This is a genomic window from uncultured Clostridium sp., from assembly GCF_900547735.1.
Lineage (GTDB): Bacteria > Bacillota > Clostridia > Lachnospirales > Lachnospiraceae > Otoolea.
In genome coordinates this window covers 19,860-40,568 of sequence record NZ_URHZ01000052.1, presented here as the reverse complement: position 1 = coordinate 40,568, position 20,709 = coordinate 19,860, and the positions used below count along the sequence as shown (strand labels likewise).

Annotated in this window: 17 protein-coding genes and 1 pseudogene; 11 read left to right on the top strand and 7 right to left on the bottom strand. The window is 50.0% G+C overall.

Translation table 11 applies throughout. From position 1 onward, the window contains the following. Positions 1–8 precede the first annotated feature (8 nt). The 11 genes and pseudogenes from QZT18_RS15775 to QZT18_RS15725 all read left to right on the top strand — a co-directional run. A complete protein-coding gene (locus QZT18_RS15775) occupies positions 9–155 on the top strand; it encodes a TIGR04076 family protein (RefSeq protein ID WP_366925904.1) in 147 nt (48 codons plus the stop codon). Positions 156–217: 62 nt separating this feature from the next. Next, on the top strand, positions 218–904 hold the full coding sequence (locus QZT18_RS15770) for a response regulator transcription factor (RefSeq protein ID WP_022512909.1): 687 nt from the start codon (positions 218–220) through the stop codon (positions 902–904). Positions 905–1,351: 447 nt separating this feature from the next. Further along, complete coding sequence (locus QZT18_RS15765) at positions 1,352–1,849, top strand: sigma-70 family RNA polymerase sigma factor (protein WP_022512908.1); 498 nt, start codon at positions 1,352–1,354, stop codon at positions 1,847–1,849. A gap of 521 nt (positions 1,850–2,370) precedes the next feature. Beyond that, a complete protein-coding gene (locus QZT18_RS15760) occupies positions 2,371–4,629 on the top strand; it encodes an ATP-dependent DNA helicase (RefSeq protein WP_294149145.1) in 2,259 nt (752 codons plus the stop codon). Between the two features lie 90 nt (positions 4,630–4,719). Next, positions 4,720–4,983 (top strand): DUF6870 family protein, encoded by a 264-nt coding sequence (locus tag QZT18_RS15755; protein WP_022512905.1) that lies wholly within the window; start codon positions 4,720–4,722, stop codon positions 4,981–4,983. A 158-nt stretch (positions 4,984–5,141) separates the two neighbouring features. After that, on the top strand, positions 5,142–6,791 hold the full coding sequence (locus tag QZT18_RS15750) for a recombinase family protein (RefSeq protein WP_120152596.1): 1,650 nt from the start codon (positions 5,142–5,144) through the stop codon (positions 6,789–6,791). Then, positions 6,792–8,498 (top strand): recombinase family protein, encoded by a 1,707-nt coding sequence (locus QZT18_RS15745; protein ID WP_294149141.1) that lies wholly within the window; start codon positions 6,792–6,794, stop codon positions 8,496–8,498. It begins immediately after the preceding gene. Then, positions 8,491–10,083 carry a recombinase family protein gene (locus QZT18_RS15740; protein WP_022512902.1) on the top strand — a complete coding sequence of 531 codons (1,593 nt, stop codon included), beginning with the start codon at positions 8,491–8,493 and terminating at the stop codon, positions 10,081–10,083. The genes QZT18_RS15745 and QZT18_RS15740 overlap by 8 nt, the downstream gene beginning before the upstream one ends. Then, positions 10,070–10,447 carry a recombinase family protein gene (locus QZT18_RS15735; RefSeq protein WP_022512901.1) on the top strand — a complete coding sequence of 126 codons (378 nt, stop codon included), beginning with the start codon at positions 10,070–10,072 and terminating at the stop codon, positions 10,445–10,447. Before QZT18_RS15740 ends, QZT18_RS15735 begins: the two co-directional genes overlap by 14 nt. Positions 10,448–10,469: 22 nt before the next feature. Beyond that, positions 10,470–11,357 (top strand): recombinase family protein, encoded by an 888-nt coding sequence (locus tag QZT18_RS15730; RefSeq protein ID WP_294149134.1) that lies wholly within the window; start codon positions 10,470–10,472, stop codon positions 11,355–11,357. Positions 11,358–11,369: 12 nt separating this feature from the next. Further along, a pseudogene (locus QZT18_RS15725) lies at positions 11,370–12,206 on the top strand (nucleoside recognition domain-containing protein); the annotation flags it as partial. Between the two features lie 7 nt (positions 12,207–12,213). On the opposite strand, the gene QZT18_RS15720 reads toward QZT18_RS15725, so the two are convergent. Genes QZT18_RS15720 through QZT18_RS15690 form a run of 7 tightly spaced genes read right to left on the bottom strand, consistent with a single transcriptional unit; the run spans position 12,214 to position 20,702 of the window. Then, positions 12,214–13,092 (bottom strand): TPM domain-containing protein, encoded by an 879-nt coding sequence (locus QZT18_RS15720; RefSeq protein WP_294149131.1) that lies wholly within the window; start codon positions 13,090–13,092, stop codon positions 12,214–12,216. After that, positions 13,089–14,207: a TFIIB-type zinc ribbon-containing protein gene (locus tag QZT18_RS15715; RefSeq protein ID WP_294149129.1), complete on the bottom strand. Its 1,119-nt coding sequence runs from the start codon at positions 14,205–14,207 to the stop codon at positions 13,089–13,091. Before QZT18_RS15715 ends, QZT18_RS15720 begins: the two co-directional genes overlap by 4 nt. 15 nt (positions 14,208–14,222) lie before the next feature. Then, positions 14,223–15,485 (bottom strand): SPFH domain-containing protein, encoded by a 1,263-nt coding sequence (locus tag QZT18_RS15710; protein ID WP_294149128.1) that lies wholly within the window; start codon positions 15,483–15,485, stop codon positions 14,223–14,225. Positions 15,486–15,501: 16 nt separating this feature from the next. Beyond that, positions 15,502–16,335, bottom strand: coding sequence for a deoxyribonuclease IV (locus tag QZT18_RS15705; protein ID WP_294149126.1), 834 nt, complete (start codon positions 16,333–16,335; stop codon positions 15,502–15,504). Continuing rightward, on the bottom strand, positions 16,329–17,288 hold the full coding sequence (locus QZT18_RS15700; RefSeq protein ID WP_294149124.1) for an ABC transporter permease: 960 nt from the start codon (positions 17,286–17,288) through the stop codon (positions 16,329–16,331). Before QZT18_RS15700 ends, QZT18_RS15705 begins: the two co-directional genes overlap by 7 nt. Continuing rightward, entirely contained in the window at positions 17,266–18,228 is a 963-nt protein-coding gene (locus tag QZT18_RS15695; RefSeq protein ID WP_227030323.1) for an ABC transporter ATP-binding protein, read from the bottom strand. The genes QZT18_RS15700 and QZT18_RS15695 overlap by 23 nt, the downstream gene beginning before the upstream one ends. Continuing rightward, a complete protein-coding gene (locus tag QZT18_RS15690; RefSeq protein WP_294149121.1) occupies positions 18,228–20,702 on the bottom strand; it encodes a hypothetical protein in 2,475 nt (824 codons plus the stop codon). The genes QZT18_RS15695 and QZT18_RS15690 overlap by 1 nt, the downstream gene beginning before the upstream one ends. Positions 20,703–20,709 lie beyond the last annotated feature (7 nt).

Genomic DNA, 20,709 nt, shown 5'->3' with positions numbered 1-20,709 from the left:
TTTGCCCAATGGCAATTCACGTTGCATTTCCCTATATTGACATTCTGCGATATGGAGGCTCCTTGCCGGTAGGAAAGTCTGGTGATATTCGCTTCTGCTGCCCGGATGCTGATGTGTTGAATATCTTTCGTGTGGAGATAGATGACAAAAATTAGAAAAGTGTGATAGCTGTGCTCAATAAATAGGTTGATACTATCAATTTGAGGGGAGGGGTAACATGAATCATGTGTTGATAATAGATAAGGATTTATTAACTTGCAAGGAAATAAAATACAGTTTGCAGGATGATATAACGGACGTGTATTATACGCAATCTGTCAAAGAAGCGATACATATGTTGCAAAAAGAATCCTATTCACTTGTGATTATGGACGCCTGCCTTTCTCAATATGGTGGGGCGACGCTCATTCAACAAATCCGGCAAATGAACCCTCTCCCTATCCTTGCCCTCTCTGAAACCGCCAGTACAGCGGATAAGGTGGCGGCGCTCAAATGTGGTGCAGATGATTTTCTGAACAAGCCTTATGATTTGGAGGAATGTCTTGCCAGAGCGCAGGCGCTTATGCGGCGATACACCCAGCTTAACCATATAAGCGGCCGCAATTATGCCCTTGTCAGCCATGGAAATTTGATGTTAGATACAGCACGGCGGCAAGTTACCGTAGGAAATGAAAAAATTATCCTGACAAAGAAAGAATATGATCTCCTGCTGTATTTCATAAAGAACAGTAATCGTGTATTAACATTTGAGCAGATATATAACGCGGTATGGCATGAGGAATATCTAATGGATAACTCGACCATCTTCTACCATGTCGGGAATCTTAGAAAAAAGATAAAAGCCGATTGGATAGAGTCCCAATATGGCGTGGGCTATTATATTCATAACCCCAGCGAAGTTTAATTTTATCATTTGTGCGAAAATTGTCGTAAAATGCGAAATATCTAAGAATGTCCTTTGCATATTCTAAGCGTGTTCTTAGTATTGTTTGCTAAAATTTCCCTCGGTCAAAACACGAGAGGAAATGACAGATGCAGACAGAAAGAATGAAAATGTCCCTCTTGATATATAGGAGGGGCATTACATCAGCACACACAATCAGAAGAAACCAATTTATGGTTTAGGTACAAAACAGAATAACGATTGCTCTAAGGCTGTAATTCCCAACGCTGGGGTTACAGTCTTTTTTTGTTCGACAGGATATGTCAATATTTTCCTGTCAAGGGCAGCTTGCCGGCATCCACGGTTTTATTGTGGGTGCTGTTTCTGCGTCCGGCATTTATGGCCGCATTGCCGGGGTCCGCCCTTTCCGGTTTGAAATTCAAAAAATTTCAACCGGAGGAAAGGAAAATGCGGAAATATTGGACAAGCGATTATGCTGTCAACAAAGACCGCAAGGGGATTGTCTATCAGTTTGCTGATGGAAGCGAAATAGAAATCTCCCTTGCGGAATATTTACAAGTCAATCCCGACAAGACAGAGCAGGATTTCATGGAGCTGAAGGCTCTGTCGGATGGCATTTACTATGAACAGGCTTTAGAGGACACCCGGTACGGGAAACAAAAACAGTCCCTCGGCAAGCTGGAGGATTCCGAACAGTTTGCTACGCCGTCCGTTGATACCCTGCTCATACATAACAGCGAGAAAGACGAAGCCTTGAAAGCCGCCAGACTGCTTTTAGAGAGCAGCGATCTGACCGAGACACAGCGGCGGAGGTTCATCAGGCATTTCTTTGAGGGACAGTCCTACCGGCAGATTGCCAGTCAGGAAAGTGTACATTTCACCTCGGTACAGGAGAGCATTGAGGGCGCCGTGCGCAAAATGAAAAAATATTTGAAAAATTTTTAGCTGAATACCCCTACACCCCCCTTGTTTTTGGACATTAGGTGAAAGGCAAGTTTACAGCCGCCTTTCATCGGTTCCTTGACAAGTGAATACGGGTGTGGAGGCACAGCGATGACAGGCCGGGAAACCGGAAGCGACGCACTGGAACGCGCCAAGACGACAGTAAGATGGTCAGAGAACCTTGCCGATCCGAGCGATACCGTTTGCAGTGATGACATCCCGTGGTGGGATGGATTGCGATAACCCCTGTCACAATCATGGTACTTCTGCCGAGAACCGGCAGCCCTGAAAAACGGGAAAACGCACACCCCTGTTTGAGAAAGAACAGGGGGCGGCTTTTATGGTGTCCGCAAACCAAGCGGAACGCTTTCCACACCTTTGCAATACAGAAACAATCTATCGCACTATTGGAGCGATAGAAACCATGGGTTGGAGCGGGCATTTTTGTCAACAGACAACCAACCAAGCCCAGCTCCATCCTATGCTTGTGTCGCTCCTTTAGGCTGCAAAGGAGGCTGAAAGCTATGAATGAAGAACTTGTCTGCATGGCGGACATTCAGAATAAAATTTATGAGGCCGGACTGTTCCGACCGGAGGAAAAGGTCGTGCTTGCCACCAAAGGCTGTGTACTGCTGGAATATTTCACGGGCAAGACATACAGCTACCGTATGGTAGATTTGAACACGTTAAAGGCGAAACGCCTGTTTTCCCGGCAGAAGCCGCTCACACAGGAGGGGTATCAGCGTGCAATCGAAAAAATGCTGGCAAAGGCGCCGGAGCCGGAAACCCCGGCAGAAAATGATGGGCGGAAAAGGTCAAAGGAACTGCTGGCCTATATTTTCAGCGAAATACTGCCAAGGCATGGGATGGTGCTGCGGGATAACCAGCTTTCTCTTTCCCTGACGATGTTGGACGCTCTGTGGGAGAACAAGCTGGCGCTGTGCGAGGCCGAAGTGGGAACCGGAAAGACCCACGCCTATATTCTTGCCGCCATTGTGTACCGGCTTTTTAAGGGCAGTATACGCCCGACCGTGATTTCCACCTCGACCATCGCTTTGCAAAAGGCGCTGACAGAGGAATATATACCGCAGATTTCCACTGTTTTGCTGGAACACCGGATCATCAACCGGCCGCTGACCTTTGCAATCCGCAAGGGGAAATCCCATTATGCCTGTGATGACAGGGTGCGTAATTACCTGTCCTCGATCCGGCACAATAACCGGCGGTCGGACGGAACACTCATGGAAACCCTGACTGCGCTTTTTAGCGGCGGCTGTCCCATTGATTTAGACGGACTGCCGCTGACGGACTATGTAAAAGGGCGTATCTGCGTAAACCACTGCCATTTCCACTGTGACCTGTCCGCAGTCTGCCGATACCGGGACTTCCTGCGAAAGACGCAGACAATGGCGTATGATTTTCAGATTGCCAACCACAACCTTGTGCTGGCGGACATTTTAAGTCAGAAAGGCGGCAGGAACCGTCTGCTTCCGCAGAGCGGCATCCTGATCTTTGATGAAGCCCATAAGCTGCTGGACGCCGCAAGGCAGATGTACGGCATGACTTTTGACGCTGCGGAGCTGGAGCAGCTTGTGTCCAGCGCATACCGGAGCGTGAGCGGTATTTCTAACCGTAAGGAAGCGTCCCTGCTATGTGGGGAGCTGCTCCGGCTGAACAGCCTGCTATTTGATGTCATCCGGCATGAAGCAGGGGTACATTACGACAAAGGCTGTCAGGCATTTGACTTTACCACGGGCAGCATACGCATTTTGAACGCACTGGCGGCCGCGCTCGGCAGGCTGTCCGTGTGTTTTTATCTGCCAAGGGCGGGAAACGCACATAAACGTCTCCTGAACCGTATGGAGCAGGAACAGGCAAAACTTTCGGTGCTTTTGGACAGTTCGGAGTCCATCTGCTGGCTGGAGTACACGGGCGTGTCAACGTACCGGCTCTGTACCCTGTCGAAAGCGTTGGACTTCCTGCTCTACGAGGATATTTGGAATCAGGAAACGCCCTGTGTGCTGACCTCGGCCACGCTGTCCATTGGCGGGGATTTCAGCCACTTTATGCACCAGACAGGCATTGACCTGTTAGAACAGCGCAGGCTCCTGACAGTCAGCAAGGCATCCCCTTTTGACTATGAGAACCATGCCCTTTTGTACTTGCCGGAGGATATGCCGTTCCCGGATAGGAAGAATGGCGCCTATCTGACGGCGGTACTGGAACGGCTTACTGAACTGATCCGGCAGAGCCACGGACATACGCTGGTGCTGTTTACGTCCTACCGCATGATGGAGCTTGTGTATCAGGAGCTGTTGAGGCCGCAGGCGGTGGCTTATCCGCTGTTCTGCATGGGCAAGGGGCGGCTGGAAACCATTGATTCTTTCAGAAAGAGTGGGAATGGCGTGCTGCTGGCAAGCGACAGCGCCGGGGAGGGCATTGACCTTCCGGGGGATATTCTGTCCTCATTGGTGGTGGTACGTCTGCCGTTCCCCACTCCCGACCCGGTATCGGAATATGAACGCACCCTCCATGATGATTTTTACAGCTACCTGTCGGAACGCATCGTACCGGATATGCTCATCAAGCTGCGCCAGTGGATTGGGCGCGGCATCCGCAGGGAGACGGACACCTGTGTGTTCTCTATCCTCGACAGCCGCGCCGCCGGCCGCTATAAAAATGACATATTGGCCGCCCTGCCTGATATGCCGGTCACAGACCGGATTGATGATGTGGGGCGGTTTCTTTTGTCCCATAAGGACGAGAGCTACTTTGACGCCTAAGCGTGTGGAGGGAACTGCCAGTGGCAGTTCCCGGAGCATAGGACAAGACAACATTTCATATAGATGTAAAAACGAAAAGGAGGGCTGTCAGTGGGCGAATTTGATTTATCTCAGGTGGATTTTGAGGCGTTACGGCAAGTGGATGTGCGGACGGTTGACCCGGACACCCTTGTGGATATAAAGGAACTGGATATTGATAAGACCCTGCCGAGGGAGCAGCGGATGGCGGAGTTTGTCCGTCAGGTAAAGAACCCCTATTGTTTCAAGGTGGGAAAGGTCGCCGTCAGCGTGGGGTATTCCGGTGACGGCGTGACTTTTGAACAGCGGATGGAACACTATCTGCAAACATTGTAAAGAGGCTTATGGATATGAAAAACGACCGTGGATTTTCTGAAAATCAATCTGGACGCGCAGTTCTTTTTGTGGTAAGCTGGGACACAAAATAGGACTTGCGGTAAAACTCCAACATCAAATTGGCTTTCTGAAATCCAAAATGATTAGGAGTATATCGTATGGAAGCAAACAACCAAATACTTTATGATGCAGACCTCTATCTGCGCCTGTCCCGTGAGGACGGCGACAAGGCGGAGAGTGAAAGCATCGCCGGTCAGCGGGATCTCCTGCTGTCTTTTTTAGAGAAGCACCCGGAAATCCGTCTCCACTCGATCAGGGTGGATGACGGGTATTCCGGGGTCAATTTTGACCGCCCGGACTTTATCAAAATGATGGAGTCTGTAAAAAACAAAGAAATCAACTGTATCATTGTCAAGGATTTATCCCGTTTGGGAAGAAATTTCATTGAGACGGGGAAATATGTGGAGCGCCTGTTTCCGTTCATGGGCGTTCGGTTCATAGCAGTCAATGACGGATACGACAGCGCGGAACCGAAAAAATCTTCGGATAACCTGTTGCTGCCGGTAAAAAACCTGATGAATGACGCTTACTGCCGGGACACGTCTATCAAAATCCGCAGTCAGCTTGCAATTAAACGGAAAAAGGGTGAGTGTATCGCCCCGTTTGCCGTTTATGGGTATCTGAAAGACCCGCAAAATAAGAACCGGCTGATTGTAGACGAAATGGCGGCCAGCGTTGTACAGGATATTTTTAAGAGAAAACTGGATGGCTATTCCGCACAGGCGATTGCAGACTGGCTGAATGAGCAGGATATACTTTCCCCCATAGAATACAAACGCTATTTGGGGAGCAGCTTTTCCAGCCCGTTTAAGAGAAACGCAAAATCCCGCTGGACAGCGGTTTCTATCCTGCGTATTTTGAAAAATCCAGTTTACATAGGAACGCTGGTGCAGGGGAAACGGAGTACGCCAAACTATAAAATTAAGAAGCAGATGGAGGTTCCAAGGGAACGGTGGGTAACGGTAGAAAACAGCCATGAGACGATTGTCAGCAGGGAAACTTTTGATAACGTGGCAAAGATACTGTTGGCAGACACCCGCACATCTCCCAAGGAAGATACGGTATTTTTCCTTTCCGGGCTTGTGTACTGTGGGGACTGCGGACGGAGCATGGTGCGGAAAAACAACGCATCCGGCGCAAAACCGTATTACTATTATATCTGCTCCGGCTATAAACAGAAAACCGGCTGTACCAGCCACAGCATCCGTGACCAGCTTTTAGAAGAAGCGGTATTATGTGCGGTGCAGGAGCATATCCGCAGCGTGCTGGATGTGGAGGAAACCCTGCAATCAATCCACAACCTCCCCTATACGACACGGGCGGTAAAGAAAACGGATGAACGCCTTGCGGCGAAACGTGAGGAAATTGAGAAGTACCAGAGACGCAAACTCCGGCTGCATGAGGATTATGCGGACGGCGTGATTTCCCGCGAGGATTACCGTGCCTTTGGGAAACGGTATGAGGACAAAATACAAGAAGCCGAGGAAGCCGTATTCAAGCTGGAGCAGGAAATTGACCGGCTGGCAAATGGCAACTCCGGCGAACAACAGTGGATTGCTTATTTTAAGGAACACCAAAACATTGACCGCTTGAACCGGAAACTGGCGGTGGAATTGATTGACCGGGTTTTTGTCTATACCGGACAGCGAATCCGGATTGAATTTAAGTTTCAGGCAGAGTATGACCGGCTGGCTGCTTTTGTAAATACGCTGCGGCAGACCCGCCCCTCTGAACAGGAGGTGGGATAAATGGCGAGAAAAAGCAGAATTACAGAACAGCCGCCGCTTTCCCTGCTGGAACGGATTTATAAGGTTGGCCTTTATGTCCGTCTTTCCGTGCCGGACAGCGGCAAAAAGGACAGTGACACCGTAGAAACACAGGAAGCAATCCTGCGTCAGTTCATAGAGGGAAAGCCATATTTCTCCCTCGTTTCAGTATACGTTGACAACGGACAGACAGGGGTAAACTTTGAAAGGGACGAATTTGAGCGTCTCCTTGAAGATGTCCGCAGCGGCCGCGTGGACTGCATTATTGTAAAAGACCTTTCCCGCTTTGGCAGGAATTATATTGAAACCGGCGAATACTTAGAAAAAGTATTCCCCTTCATGGGAGTACGGTTTATTGCCATCAATGACCGTTACGACAGCATTGATCCATCCACTTCCGACAGCCTGACCATGCACCTGAAGAATCTGGTCAATGACGTTTACGCCCGTGATATATCCCACAAAATCTGCCCGGTACTCCGTGCAAAGCAGGAACGGGGGGAATTTATAGGGGCGTGGGCGGCTTATGGTTATTTGAAGTCCGCAGAGGATAAGCACCGCCTTGTGGTGGATGAAGAAACCGCCCCTGTGGTTCGTGATATTTTTCTATGGCGGGCTATGGGCAAGAGTTTTCAGGAGATTGCTAAAATGCTGCGGGAGAGGAATATCCCCTCACCGAGCCAGTACCGCTTTTCAAAAGGGCTGGTAAAAGACGGGCGGCTGGCGCAGGCTCCGTGGAAAATTGCAACGGTTAAGCAGCTATTGTCCAATGAAGTGTATTTAGGGCATATGGTTCAGGGGCGCAAGCAGGAAGCCCTATGGAAAGGGCAAAAGCAGTCACGGGTTCCTAAGAATCAGTGGGTTATCGTAAAAAACACCCATGAGGCGATAGTGGAGGAAGAACTGTTTTATGCCGTGCAGGAAATGAACCGGCAGGCAAACGAACAATATTGGGAAAAGAAAAAGCGGTTTGACCATATCCAGAATACCGAAAATATCCTGAAAGGGCTTGTGTACTGTGGGAATTGCGGCACAAAGCTGACCCGGTACAAGAATGTCCGGGAGAATAAGCACAAAGAGCCTAAATTCCATGTCTGGTATAATTATATCTGCCCGGTACACGCTACCTCGGCTGATCTTTGTTCTTTTATCAGCATACCGGAGCAGGACTTACTTGCTTTGGTTTATGATGTAATAAGAGTACAGTTTTTAGCGGCGCTGGATATGGATAAGCTGATGAAAAAGTCACGGTTTGGCAGCACGGCATCGGCAGAGAAAAGAAAGCTGGAACAGCAAATCGCACAGGCAAAGTTAAGCCTTGAGAGTATCAGGCGGCACGAGGAAACACTTTACGATGATTACTCGGAGCAGCTCATGTCGGAGAGAGACTATCTATATGCGCAGAACCGTTATCAGGAACAGGCAAAATCGCTTCGTCAGCAGATTGGGGAGCTGGAGGAACAGCAGCGGGTACATAGTCAGGAAAAAACGGGAGAAAACCCGTGGCTGAAAGCATTTCTGCAATTTCATAGTGAACCGTTACTGACCCGGCCCATGGCGCTGGAACTGATTGACAGCGTGGTGGTGTACAGCAAGACCCGCATTGCCGTGAATTTACGCTTTCAGGAGGAATATCAAAGGCTGTTAGAGTTGGTAATGCCACAGTACGAGGTGGCCGCCAATGAATGAAGCCATGGTAGTTGTGCTTTATCTGCGGCTGTCTGTGGAGGATTATGACGCCCGGATCGGAGAGCAGGACGAAAGCAACAGCATTACCGCACAGCGGAATATTTTACGGGATTTTGTTGCAGGACGTGAGGAATTTCAGGGCTGCGAAATCATAGAACTTTGCGATGACGGATACTCTGGTACAAATCTCCATCGTCCTCAAATTCAGAAACTGCTGGAAATGGCAAAGGCGAAAACCGTGGATTGTATTATTGTAAAGGACTTTTCCCGGTTTGGCCGTGATTATCTGACCGTAAGCGACTATGTGGATCAGATATTCCCGTTTTTGGGAGTCCGCTTTATTTCCATCAATGACGGTTACGACAGTGCGGACTATAACGGCATGACCAGCGGCGTGGATATGGCATTTCGGAATGTGGTGTATGCCTATTACAGCAAGGATATTTCCGAGAAAGTCAGAAGCGGGAAAAGAATCAGAGCGGAAAAGGGCAAATATTTAAGCCCATTCGCCCCAATCGGATACCGGAAAGATGAAAAGGATAAGAACCACCTCGTCATTGATGAAGCATCCGCCGGGATTGTCCGGCGCATTTTTCGTCTGGCAGGCATGGGCATGAGCGTGATACAGATTACCCAACTGCTGAATGCGGAAAAGGTTCCCACCCCCAGCACTTTAAAAAATGAGCAGGGGCTTCGGCATAAATGGTGGGATGGAATCGGCGGAGAAAAGCAATGGTTTGAAGATGTCATTGTCCGCATAATACGGGATGAACGCTATCTTGGGAAGAACATTTACGGCAGGCGCTACCGCCCGGAGGTGGGAAACCACAAGACAAAAAAGAGCGGGAAAGACAACTGGATTATTGTGGAGGACTGCCATGAACCACTAGTGACGCCGGAAGAATTTCAGGCGGCTAAAGATATGCTGAAAGAGTATGTGGAGAAAGATACCCCCGCTTTACAGCCGCATCTTTTCAGCGGAAAATTGCGCTGCGGGGTATGCCATTACGCTTTGGAACGAAAAAAAACTCCGACGCCAAGGTATTCCTGCACGACACGATACCGTACCTCTGGTTTTGACTGTATGAAAGGGCATATCAAAGAGACAGATTTAGCAGAAGTGGTTTTTCAGGCCATCCTTTTATATTGTCAGACACTTTTGGATAAGCAGAAACGGGTAAAAAAAGCGGCAAGAATTGAGAGTGTCCCCAATCTGCAAAAGCAAGTGGAGGAATACCAGTCAGCGGTTATGGGCTATGAGGAACGAAAAGCACTCCTGTATGACAGCAAGCTGGACGGTGCAATCAGTAAGGAACAGTATATTGCAAAGAGGGATGAGCTTTCCGCACAGCAGGAGGATTTAGAGCAGAAGATTGAGGAAATGAATGCGAAAATCAAACTCTTAAAGCAACAGCAGAACGGCGATACCCCACAGATCGAGGTGTTTGAAACGTATCTTTCCAGCGACTGCCTGACCCGTGAAATGGTTGAGGTGTTCGTGGATTGTATCTATGTCCATAGTGATAGGTCGATTCATATTGATTGGCTTTTTGACGAGAAAGGATTCCAAAATGAACAGAAATGAAAAGGTATGGTTATACTGCCGGGTGGCGCGGGACGATAAAGCGGCGTTGGAGAATCAGGAAAAAAGACTGATTGATTTTGCAGGAAAAAAGGGTTATGCAATAGCCGGTGTGTCTAAAGATACAGGCTCCGGGCTGACTATGGAACGTCCGGGGTGGAAAGAGGTTGAGCAGGCCATTACCGCACATCAAGTCGGAGCGGTTTTAGCAATCAACAGTAGCAGGATTGCCCGGAATACGGTTGAACTTCTTGCGTGCGCAGAAAGGCTTCACCGGCAAGGTGTACAACTGGTAACTGAATCCGATGGAAACATAGGAAAAATGCGCGTAGCCATGTATATGAGACTGGCACAGGAAGAAAGATAAATCGAAAGAGCAGGCCGCTGGAGTGTTGCTAGCCGCCTGCTCTTTCTGCGTTTCGGCAAAATATTTTAAAAAACTTCAACTTTTTTTACGTCCTTACTTGACACTATCAGACGACGGCTACTCCGGCACTTCGTTCGACCGCCCGGGTTTTTGCAGCATGATCGAGGATATTGAAAAAAAAGAAATCAGGCTGGTTCTCACCAAGGATCTGTCACGGCTTGGCAGGGATTACATTAAAACGGGAGAGTATACGGAGTTATTCTTTCCATCCAGAGGCGTCCGTTTCATTGCCGTCGGAGACGGATATGACTCCGCCTATTCAAGTACCGACCTGATTCCGTTCCGTAACGTGGTAAATGAAATGTATGCCCGCGATATTTCCAGAAAAATCCGGGCATCCCTGCAGGTACGGATGGAGGAAGGTTCCTATATCGGCAACTTTGCCCCTTACGGCTACAGTAAATGCGGAAAAGAACGCCATCAGCTTGTTCCTGACGGCGAGGCAGCTCCCATTGTACTGCGGATTTTCCTTGAAGCGGCTTCGGGTGTTCTCCCCTCCGCGCTGGCCGGAGAATTAAATGCGGAACACATCCCCTGTCCTTCCCTCTACCGCTGTCTGAAACATCCCGGCCTGAACCCGGGCCATTACAGCAAAAGCGGCCTGTGGACGGCCAACACCATCATAAAAATACTGCACAATCCCGTGTACCTCGGCCATATGGTGCAGGGAAAAACGAAGAAACTGTCCTTCAAAAGCAGGACGTCTCTCACGGTTCCCTCCTGTGACCGGATAAAGGTCCCCGGCACACATCCTCCCATTGTGACGGAAAAACTGTTTGCCCGGTGCAGCGAACAGCTTAAAAGCAGGGCAACCCGTAAAAAAACACCGCCTTCCCAGGGGATGCATTGACCACTCATGGCTATGGGCTTCGGCTGCAATGCCGCCGGCGTCGTCGGATGCCGTATTATCGACTCTCCAAGAGAGAGGCTGATTGCCATCCTGACCAACTCCATGGTTCCCTGTAACGGCCGTTTTCCTACCCTTATCATGCTGATTACAATCTTTTTTATGGGAATCGGCTCACAGAGCGGCGGAATTCTTGAATCCTTTACCACCGCGCTTGTCCTGACGGCATTCATCCTGCTCGGGGTTCTTGCCACTCTTTTATCATCCCTTCTGCTGTCCAAAACAGTGCTCAAAGGAATTCCGTCTTCTTTTACTCTGGAACTGCCTCCCTACAGACGGCCGCAGATCGGCAAGGTCATTGTCCGCTCCATTTTTGACAGAACGCTCTTTGTCCTCGGCCGCGCCGTTTGTGTGGCGGCTCCCGCGGGCCTGATTATCTGGATAGCCGGAAACCTGTTTATCGACGGCCAGAGCCTCTTATCCCACATGTCCTCCTTCCTCGATCCGTTCGGGCGTTTCCTGGGAATGGACGGTATGATTCTGGTTGGATTCATACTGGGATTTCCAGCCAATGAGATTGTAGTCCCCATCATTCTGATGGGTTACCTGCAGACCGGCAGCCTGGTCGAGATGTCCGACCCATCCGTCCTGATGGGACTCTTCGCCGCCCATGGATGGACGATGAAGACCGCGGTGTGCATGGCAGTCTTCGCCCTGTTCCACTGGCCCTGTTCCACCACCTGCCTCACTGTAAAAAAGGAAACAGGAAGTATCCGCTGGACTGTCGTCTCATTCCTGCTGCCGACAGTGATCGGAATCATTCTCTGTTCCCTGATTAATCTTATATTCTAATAGCCTCTCAAAACTTCCGCCCCCCGCCGCCGTGCATCCTTCCGCTGCTGCTTCTGTGAAGGGTCGTGCGGCCGGCTGAGGAGCCGGGTCCCTGGCTGGAACCGGAACTTCCTGTATCCTCGGGGATTCTTCTCTGTGTAACCATCCTGTTTAAAAACAGGTCGTTTACAAGGCGGTACTGAAATTCGCTGTTTCCCCTGTAAGAGAAACGGTAATTAAGAGCCTGTTTCTGCTCCTTTTTCATCTTATACTGGTTGACTGTACTGATGCACGGCAGAGCGGCGGCGGCTCCGGCGGCCACAAATGCAAATACCACTTCATACCATCTGAGGGAAGGCCGGTGATCGCTCCGTATATAATCATGCTGATTTGCCGGAATCCCGGCCTCCATGTAACTGCCGATCTGCTTTACCGCTGCATCCGCACATCCCGCATAGTCTCCGTCGGAGACGTAGCCGTAAGCAGCGTCCAGCACCTTTTCGATTCTCTCATCCGTCAGATAACCGGCCATCTTTCCCAGTGTGGAAACATGAATTTCCCGGTTATCCATATCTATAACGAGGAGCGCTCCGCTGTGATCGCTTCCCATGCCCAGGCCGTTTCTGTCATAGAAATCATCCGCAAGACGTTCCGTCGATTTTCCCCGCGCATCGTTCGTTGTCATGATTCCCAGATCCATCTTCCACTCATCGCGGAAAGAAGTGAGCTTTTGCTCCAGTGCTTCTTTTTCATCCTTATCAAACAGTCCTCCGTTATCAAAGACGCGCTGTTCCCCGGCGTAAGCTAATCCCGGAGACGCAAGGGCGATAAGGACAGACAAAGCCGCTGCCAGGAATCCGGCACAGACAAGTCTTATATAATTGCCCGTATGGCTGACTGTTCTCATATCAGGTACCCTCCTATCAGCAGCAGGATCAGAACCGGAAAAAAGATAACGGCAAATAGGCCCGCCAGTTTTCCATAGTCCACCGGCAGTACACCACAGATTTTCCCGCTCTGGCCGTTCATCGCAAAATAGTACATTTTATCGTTCTTTTTATCCCTGTAAGTCAGGACCCACACGGGCAGAAGCGAGTAATTCCACTCCGAATCCACAATTTCTTCCCTGTGGTTTTTAATATTGACGCTGTCATAAGAGGAAATGCTGTTTTTCAGGGAATTAACTGCAAAATCACGCACTTCCGCCTCAAGTCCCTGTCTGAATTCATCCCTCTCCATATCACGCCGCTCGGCCTTAAATCCGGAAAGATATGCGGCCTGGAACGGTTTCAGTTTTTCCATGTCAAAGGGAAGCACATTCTCCGAAAGTCTTCGGTCGGCCTGTTTCAGGGCATTCCGGGAGATATTTTTAACGTCCATCTCCCCCTTTCTCTCGACCTGATACCGGCTGGTCTCCAGATACTCAATGCTCCCCGTCCTCGTTGTCCTGCGCTTAATTCCCTCCGCGTCAATCCATCCGTCCACCTTGCAGCTATAGAGCCAGTAGGGGTAATAGATCCCTTCCATCAGCTCTATCTGTCTCGGTGAATAGAAGTCTCCCGGTACATATTTTTTGCGTTTAATCCAGTCTTTGAAAATCTCCTCTGCCTTTTTCCGATCCATCTCAAAAGGAATGATATAATCCGGCTTATAAATACCTTCCAGCCTGCCCGAAAGCACCACCGGATTGTGGCAGTAATAGCAGAATGTGGCCGCTGTCGTCTCATCCGTGACAATCTCGGCTCCGCAGCTTGGGCAGTGATAAAGAACCAATGGGGAAGCATCCTGTGAATTTTCCTCAGAACCTCCTGCCGGTTCTGCAGGTTCTTCCACTCCTGATGCTCCTCCCGGTTCTGCCGCGTCTTCCCGCTCCGCCGTCTCTGCCTCTTCCGTGTCGGCCAGTCCTACCAGCTCTTCCTGCGTAAACTCGGACAGGCAGTAACCGCATTTGAATTTCCGGGTTTTCGGATCAAATACCAAACCGCCGTCACAGTTGGGACACTTATATGTAATTGTGTTCATCTTTTGTTTCACCTTTTATGGCCTCGGTTTTCCACATTCCGAACAGAAATTTCCCTTGTTTACATTGCCGCAGCTGCAGGTCCACTCCTCTGAGGGTTTCGGTGTTCCGCATTCGGAACAGAACTTACCCGTATTCGCAGTTCCGCAGGCACAGGTCCATGATGCCGGCTGAATGGGGGCCGTCCTTCGTCCCGCGCCTCCCTGGGCATTTCCCTGGAAATTTCCCTGTGCGCCTGCCTGCTGCATCCAGTCCGTCTGAAACATCGGCGGCTGTCCCATGGCCTGGTTCATCTGCATCTGCTGCATATTGGCCGCCGACAGCGCTCCCATCAGGCCGCCGCCTGCGTTCATTCCAACACCCATACCCATGAATCCGGCCAGGGAGCCGTTTGCATTGGAGCCTGCCGCCTCCATTCCTCTTGCCACAGAGCCCTGCACGTATCCCTCGCGTACGGACGGATCACCGAGCATGGCTCCCTGATTTCTCATATTAATCAGCTTCTGGGATTCCTCGTCATAGGAAATGCTGGCAATACCCACCGCCTGAATCTCCATTCCCCTCATCTGGTTCCACTCGGCATCCAGCGTTGTCGACATATACTGGCCGAGCTCGCGGCTCTTGGAGCTGACATAGGAGATCCTTGTGCCGTCCGACGACATCTGGTTGATGGAGGACTGGAGGGCCGACAAAAATTCGGACAGATACTGTTCGTTGATTACGTCGATATCCACATGGTCTTCGTTCTTTGGAATGACTTCCGAATAGAACTTGAGAGGCTCCGTAACCTTGATCGAATAGGTTCCGTGCGCCCTTAAAAACAGCTCGGCATTGTAGAAATTATCAAAATAATTAATCGGTGTCCTGGTGCCGAAACGGATTCCCTTGATTTCCTGAAGATTAATAAAATACACCACCTGTTTCAGAGGCGTCTGGCCGCCGAAACGGATTCTGTTAAACGTCTCCTTCAGTGCGTCTCCGAATTCACCGTTAAAAAGGGACGGCATCGCGGAATTATCCACCTTGTAATATCCCTCTTCCGCCGTATAATCCACAACCTTGCCGCCGTCCACCAGCATCATGAACTGATTCGGGTACACATGGATCATGGAACCGTTGGAAACCACGTCAGCCAGTCCCTTTTTATTCTGTCCCGACCTGATTTTAACGCCTTTCGTAAATACCGTCTGATCGCTCATATCCTCAGCTTCGATGACCTCCAGCCACTGATCCGCTAAAGATGTCCCGATTGCCCCCGTTACCGCTTTAATAATTCCCATTCCACTACCTCCTGTTTTAATCCCTGTATTTTGATTTGAGCAGCGCTATCTCCCTTGCATATCCGTCCAAATCATTGGGCGTTTCCAGATAAAAAGGCAGATTTCTAAGCGCCGGATGATTGATTATCCGCACCATCGCATCGAGGCCGATATGGCCCTCCCCGATCTTTGCATGGCGGTCCTTGTGTGCGCCCAGGGGATTCATGCTGTCGTTTAAATGGATGGCTTTCAGCCTGTGAAGGCCAATCTCCCGGTCAAAATGATTCAGGACACCATCCAGATCATTCACAATATCATACCCGCCGTCCCATACATGGCAGGTGTCCAGGCAGACTCCCATCTTGTCGGCAAGTTCCACCCGTGAAAGGATTTCCCGGAGTTCTTCAAACTCCCGTCCCACCTCACTGCCTTTTCCCGCCATCGTCTCCAGGAGCACGGTCGTCCTCTGTTCCGGTTTCAAAATCCCGTTCAGCATTTCCGCAATATATGCAATTCCGATTTCCACTCCCTGCTTTACATGGCTGCCCGGGTGAAAATTGTAACAGTTTCCCGGGGTGTATTCCATTCTGTTTAAATCATCCTCCATGGTTTCCCTGGCGAACTTTCTGATATTTTCATCGGCGGAACAGCCGTTTAACGTGTAGGGCGCATGGGCCAGAATCTTTTCAATTCCCTGTTTTTCGGCAAATGCAAGAAAGTTCCCGGCATCGGCCGGATCGATCTTTTTCGCGCTGCCGCCCCTCGGGTTCCTGGTAAAAAACTGAAACGTCCCGGCGTCTATTTTCTCCGCCTCTTTTCCCATGGCCAGATACCCCTTGGATGATGATAAATGACATCCGATTCTCAACATGGCTGTCTCCTCTTTTCTCTTTCAAATCCTCTGATTTTCTCATGCTGCACCGCCTTATCTTTCCTTCCGTGGATAGGCGTAACGGCATAGATGGAAATTACAATCAATATTATGGCCAGAACAAGTTGAATCGCCATGCTCACTCCGGCCCAGTGATCCATGATAAAGTTATCGGGCAGAGCCCCAAACCACTGTTCAAACGGTTTGCGGATATCCCCGGCCCCCGCCTGTCCGTTGATCACGGAATAAAATGTCAGCGCCGGATTCAGGAGCAGCAGGTAAATAAAGCCGCCCGAGCTGGCCTGCCTGGCCGCGGAGTTTAAAACCGACACATAGGAATTGACCTCATTGGCATCCAGACGGTATGTAAACACATTGACGGCATACGTCCCGGCCACCAGAAGCACAATGGTGACATAGGTGCAGACCGTGGCTACGGTAGAACGTTTCAGCAGGGAGGAATAAAACATGCCGATGCCTCCCGTAAACAGCGCCACAATGCCGTAACAGAGAAACAGCACCAGCACATCCACAATCGTAATGCCACCGTATACAAATACAAGCGACTGCACCGGCAGCGCGGATATGGCCAGAATCAGCATCGTAGTGAGCGCCGACCAGAATTTGCCCAGGATAATCTCTTTGGGCTGCATCGTCGTGGTCAGCATCAGTTCCAGCGTCTGCCGCTCCCTCTCACCGCTGATGCTGCTGGCCGTCAGAGCCGGCATAATAAACATCAGCATCAAAAATTCGATGGAGGATACAAAGGTGTACAGCTCCAGAAATCTGGAATACTGTATCTCCGCCGTCACCTTTACCTGTTCCACTACGGTAAACATATTGAACAGGGCAACTATGGCCAGAACACTGTTAAATATCAGAAGAATCAGCGCCATACGGATACTGCGGCTGCTGACAGTCAGTTCTCTTTTATAAACCGGATTCAATTTCATGTTTCAGCACCGCCTTCTCTCCTTCGTGACCGGTAATCTGCATAAAGAGCGTTTCCAGACTACCCTTTTCTCTCATAAAACCGCTTATCATTACATCGGCATCTATCATCTGCTGGAGCAGCATCGCTTCATCCTGCTTATCCCCGATAAATCCGACCTTAATCTCCTCTTCCTTCACCGATATCGTCTGCACGCAGGGATGGCTCTTTAATATGGTCAGCGCCTTCTCCTTATTGCTGAAAACGCAGATTAAAAGCGGATTGGAAGAATTGACGCGCTCAAAAATCTGGGACATGCTGCCCTGCAGGACCATCCTGCCCTGCTCTATGATGCCGATGCTGGTGCATAATTCCGACAGCTCCGACAGCATGTGGGAACTTACAATCAGCGTCTTGCCCTGTTCCCTCAGTTCCTTCAGCATCAGCGTGTACTCCACCCTCGTCCTGGGATCCAGGCCGGAAGCCGGTTCGTCCAGAATCAGCAGTTCCGGATCATGGATCAGGGCCCTGGCCAGGCAGAGTCTCTGCTTCATCCCTCTGGAAAGGCCGTCCACAAAAAAGTCCGCCTTGTCCTCCAGCTTTACCTGCTCAAGCAGAAGTCCGCACCGTTTTCTGGCCATCAGTCCTTCTATTCCATAGCAGGAGGCGAAGAATTCCATATACTCCGATACCTTCAGGTTGTCGTAAACCCCGAAAAAGTCAGGAACATATCCGATCTTCTGTTTCAGCGCCGTATTGTCCCGGACGGCATCCACGCCGTCAATTATCACTTCACCGCCGTCCGGCGCCAGAAGGCCGGCCGCGATCTTCAGCGTCGTTGTTTTACCTGCCCCGTTGGGACCGACAAAGCCGAACAGTTCCCCCTTGGCTATCTCCAGATTTAAACCGTCGAGGGCCTGGAAATTGCCGTATTTTTTTCGAAGCTGTCTAATCTCCAGCATTATTTTTCCCTCCCTGTAACGTAAAGCATCGGAAGCTGTCTGTCCCATCCGTTCTCGTTCGTTCCCTCACTGACATATTTCACGGTGAGCGTATTGGCCGGTGACAGGTATGGCCTTAATTCCTGGGCCGTATAGCTGTCCTTTTCTTCCATCAGATCATTGCGTCCGGTGTCGTAGTTATAAAAATACATCTTCCCGGTAAAGATATTCAGATATGGATATCTCGGGTTGTCGATAAATACAGGTGACAATTTCTTAAAGTCCACACGGGTGATATCCAGGTCATTGCCGAGCGAATACTCAATAATCGCGGGCTCCGCCGGTTCTCCCGTGTACATGCTGTTATATCTAGGCTGATAATTGCCTGAAATCACCTTCGGATCCTGCTCCAGAGCCGTCCTGTAAACAAGGCCGTTCTCCTTCCGGCTGAGTTCCACTTTGGCGGTCACCATCGTGAGTCCCTCCGCAATAATATCATCGCCCTCCAGGAACGTTTCCGTCTGGTTGGGACTGAAGCCCACAACCGTTGCCTCAGGCGTATATTCATCCATCACGGAATCCAGGTAAAAGGACAGCAGGCGGCTGTGTTCCTGCGAGCGCATATAGCCTTCATCATTGATGTCCGTCTTTTCATACTGGTCGCCTCCGGTAACCCGTTGTGAAAGAGCATACGTATAACTCAGAGGGTAATTGAGGATTTCCAAATCGTCCAGTATAATCTCCTGGCCCGGCTCCATATCTCCCAGCAATACGGCCTGTCCGTAAAGGAGAAGAACGGCGTCCTCCAGCTTGTAATCAAACCGGTTGACCAGGGTGCCCTCGATTTCCCCTCCATATATATCCACTTTTCCGTCTATTCCCACATGCTCCGTCCTGTCGAGCTGTTTTCTCAGCATAAACAGTTTCGGTGTAAATGCGACGGTATCGCGTATCTTGATCTCGGTTCTGTCCGGAAGGAAATTAATATCCGTCTTGTAATCTTCCTCCCCTGTAAAACGTGTTGCGGTAAACGAATCATAGTAATAGCCCTTCGTCACCGGCCTCACCGCATACTGCGGATTCAGTTTCACGGTATACGGTTTATTGTAAGGGCTGCGGATATTGACATAGGTCTCCTCCTCCACATCCTTCCCCGAAACATCCAGGATCGTCGCATAAGTAAAGAAGGGTTCCCTGAACCTTGTCTTCATTCCCAGAATATAAATAATCCCCGTAAAAATCAGGGCACAGGCGGTCACGCCTCCCATATAATACCGGTGGATGGAACGTTTTTTCAGATAGAGATAGATAACCGGACCTATCAAAACCAGATAAACGACAATGACAAATGTGTAGAGAATGATATTGGGCAGCCTTCCGGCATCCCCTGTGTTGATCAGTCCCTGTACGGTAAAATAAAGGCTGGCAAAGCCGGAATACTCCATCTGGGCCAGTTCATTCGTCTTCATTTCACCCATGGCCATTGTGTAGAATTTTTCGATAAAAGCGGGATGGGTTTCGCAAAATCCCCTGATATCTTTCAGTTCAAATGCCGCAGCAACAATCCTGCCCTTTTTCCTGTGTACATAAGAAAGGAGAGGAAACGCGTCCCCCGGCATCAGGGCCGAACCGTTTTTCAGTCCGATATTGGCACAGACCATCTCCATAACGGCGTCCTGCGGAGCATTCTGTGAGTATTCCGCTCCGAGATTAACCTCCTGAAGAACAGCATCCTCGTATGGCGGCTCCAGAATCTCGGAAGCAAAGCGCCCCATGGACTCTTGATACCGCGCGCCCCCTCCCACAAGAAGCGTCCCGCCGTCATCTATCCAGCGGCTGACCGCCTTATGCTGCGCTTCGGAAAGCTGGTTTAAATCATAGTCCGACACCAGAATCATGTCCAGCTGATCATAGCCGAAGGCATTCTCCGGAGCCGTATCACGGTTCAGGTAAACCTGGCGGATTTTAATAGAACCGTAATGGATTCCCACTTCGTCCATAAACTGCAGTTCTTCCGGATGGTCGCTGAACACACCGACAAACGTCTCCGCGACATCGCCGCTTATATTCAGTTTCAGGCGTTTCCGGATTACCTCATTGCCGCCTGCATCCGTCATGCTGACAAACAGTTGATCCGTCTTGATTCCAAGGGGGATGTAGACAGACTTTTCTTCCTGTCCTCCGCCTTTAATCGATATCGGGTAATCGTAGCGGTAAACCTCCATACTCGACTCGGTGGTCAGGATTTCCAGTCTTCCCGTAAAGTCCTGCTCTTCCCTGTTTTCCATTTGAACCTTTATCTGCAGGTAGCGGTTTCCTTTAGCCGTGTCGTCAAATCCGTATGTTACCTCCATTGCAACAGGCGCGTCCTTTCCTGCCTGGACGGCCGCCATGGTTCTGAGCGGGAGCAGTACCGCCCCTGCCAGGAATATTAGTGCAAATAAGGCAAAAAAGAGGCCTGCCCCTCTTTTTCCCTGTTTTATATGATCTTTCATGTCCACT

Excerpts from the sequence above, each read along its gene's own strand:
- QZT18_RS15775 (WP_366925904.1), top strand. The coding sequence starts at position 9 with ATGGCAATTCACGTTGCATTTCCCTATATTGACATTCTGCGATATGGA.
- QZT18_RS15770 (WP_022512909.1), top strand. The coding sequence starts at position 218 with ATGAATCATGTGTTGATAATAGATAAGGATTTATTAACTTGCAAGGAA.
- QZT18_RS15765 (WP_022512908.1), top strand. The coding sequence starts at position 1,352 with ATGCGGAAATATTGGACAAGCGATTATGCTGTCAACAAAGACCGCAAG.
- QZT18_RS15760 (WP_294149145.1), top strand. The coding sequence starts at position 2,371 with ATGAATGAAGAACTTGTCTGCATGGCGGACATTCAGAATAAAATTTAT.
- QZT18_RS15750 (WP_120152596.1), top strand. The coding sequence starts at position 5,142 with ATGGAAGCAAACAACCAAATACTTTATGATGCAGACCTCTATCTGCGC.
- QZT18_RS15745 (WP_294149141.1), top strand. The coding sequence starts at position 6,792 with ATGGCGAGAAAAAGCAGAATTACAGAACAGCCGCCGCTTTCCCTGCTG.
- QZT18_RS15740 (WP_022512902.1), top strand. The coding sequence starts at position 8,491 with ATGAATGAAGCCATGGTAGTTGTGCTTTATCTGCGGCTGTCTGTGGAG.
- QZT18_RS15735 (WP_022512901.1), top strand. The coding sequence starts at position 10,070 with ATGAACAGAAATGAAAAGGTATGGTTATACTGCCGGGTGGCGCGGGAC.
- QZT18_RS15720 (WP_294149131.1), bottom strand. The coding sequence starts at position 13,092 with ATGAGAACAGTCAGCCATACGGGCAATTATATAAGACTTGTCTGTGCC.
- QZT18_RS15715 (WP_294149129.1), bottom strand. The coding sequence starts at position 14,207 with ATGAACACAATTACATATAAGTGTCCCAACTGTGACGGCGGTTTGGTA.
- QZT18_RS15710 (WP_294149128.1), bottom strand. The coding sequence starts at position 15,485 with ATGGGAATTATTAAAGCGGTAACGGGGGCAATCGGGACATCTTTAGCG.
- QZT18_RS15705 (WP_294149126.1), bottom strand. The coding sequence starts at position 16,335 with ATGTTGAGAATCGGATGTCATTTATCATCATCCAAGGGGTATCTGGCC.
- QZT18_RS15700 (WP_294149124.1), bottom strand. The coding sequence starts at position 17,288 with ATGAAATTGAATCCGGTTTATAAAAGAGAACTGACTGTCAGCAGCCGC.
- QZT18_RS15695 (WP_227030323.1), bottom strand. The coding sequence starts at position 18,228 with ATGCTGGAGATTAGACAGCTTCGAAAAAAATACGGCAATTTCCAGGCC.
- QZT18_RS15690 (WP_294149121.1), bottom strand. The coding sequence starts at position 20,702 with ATGAAAGATCATATAAAACAGGGAAAAAGAGGGGCAGGCCTCTTTTTT.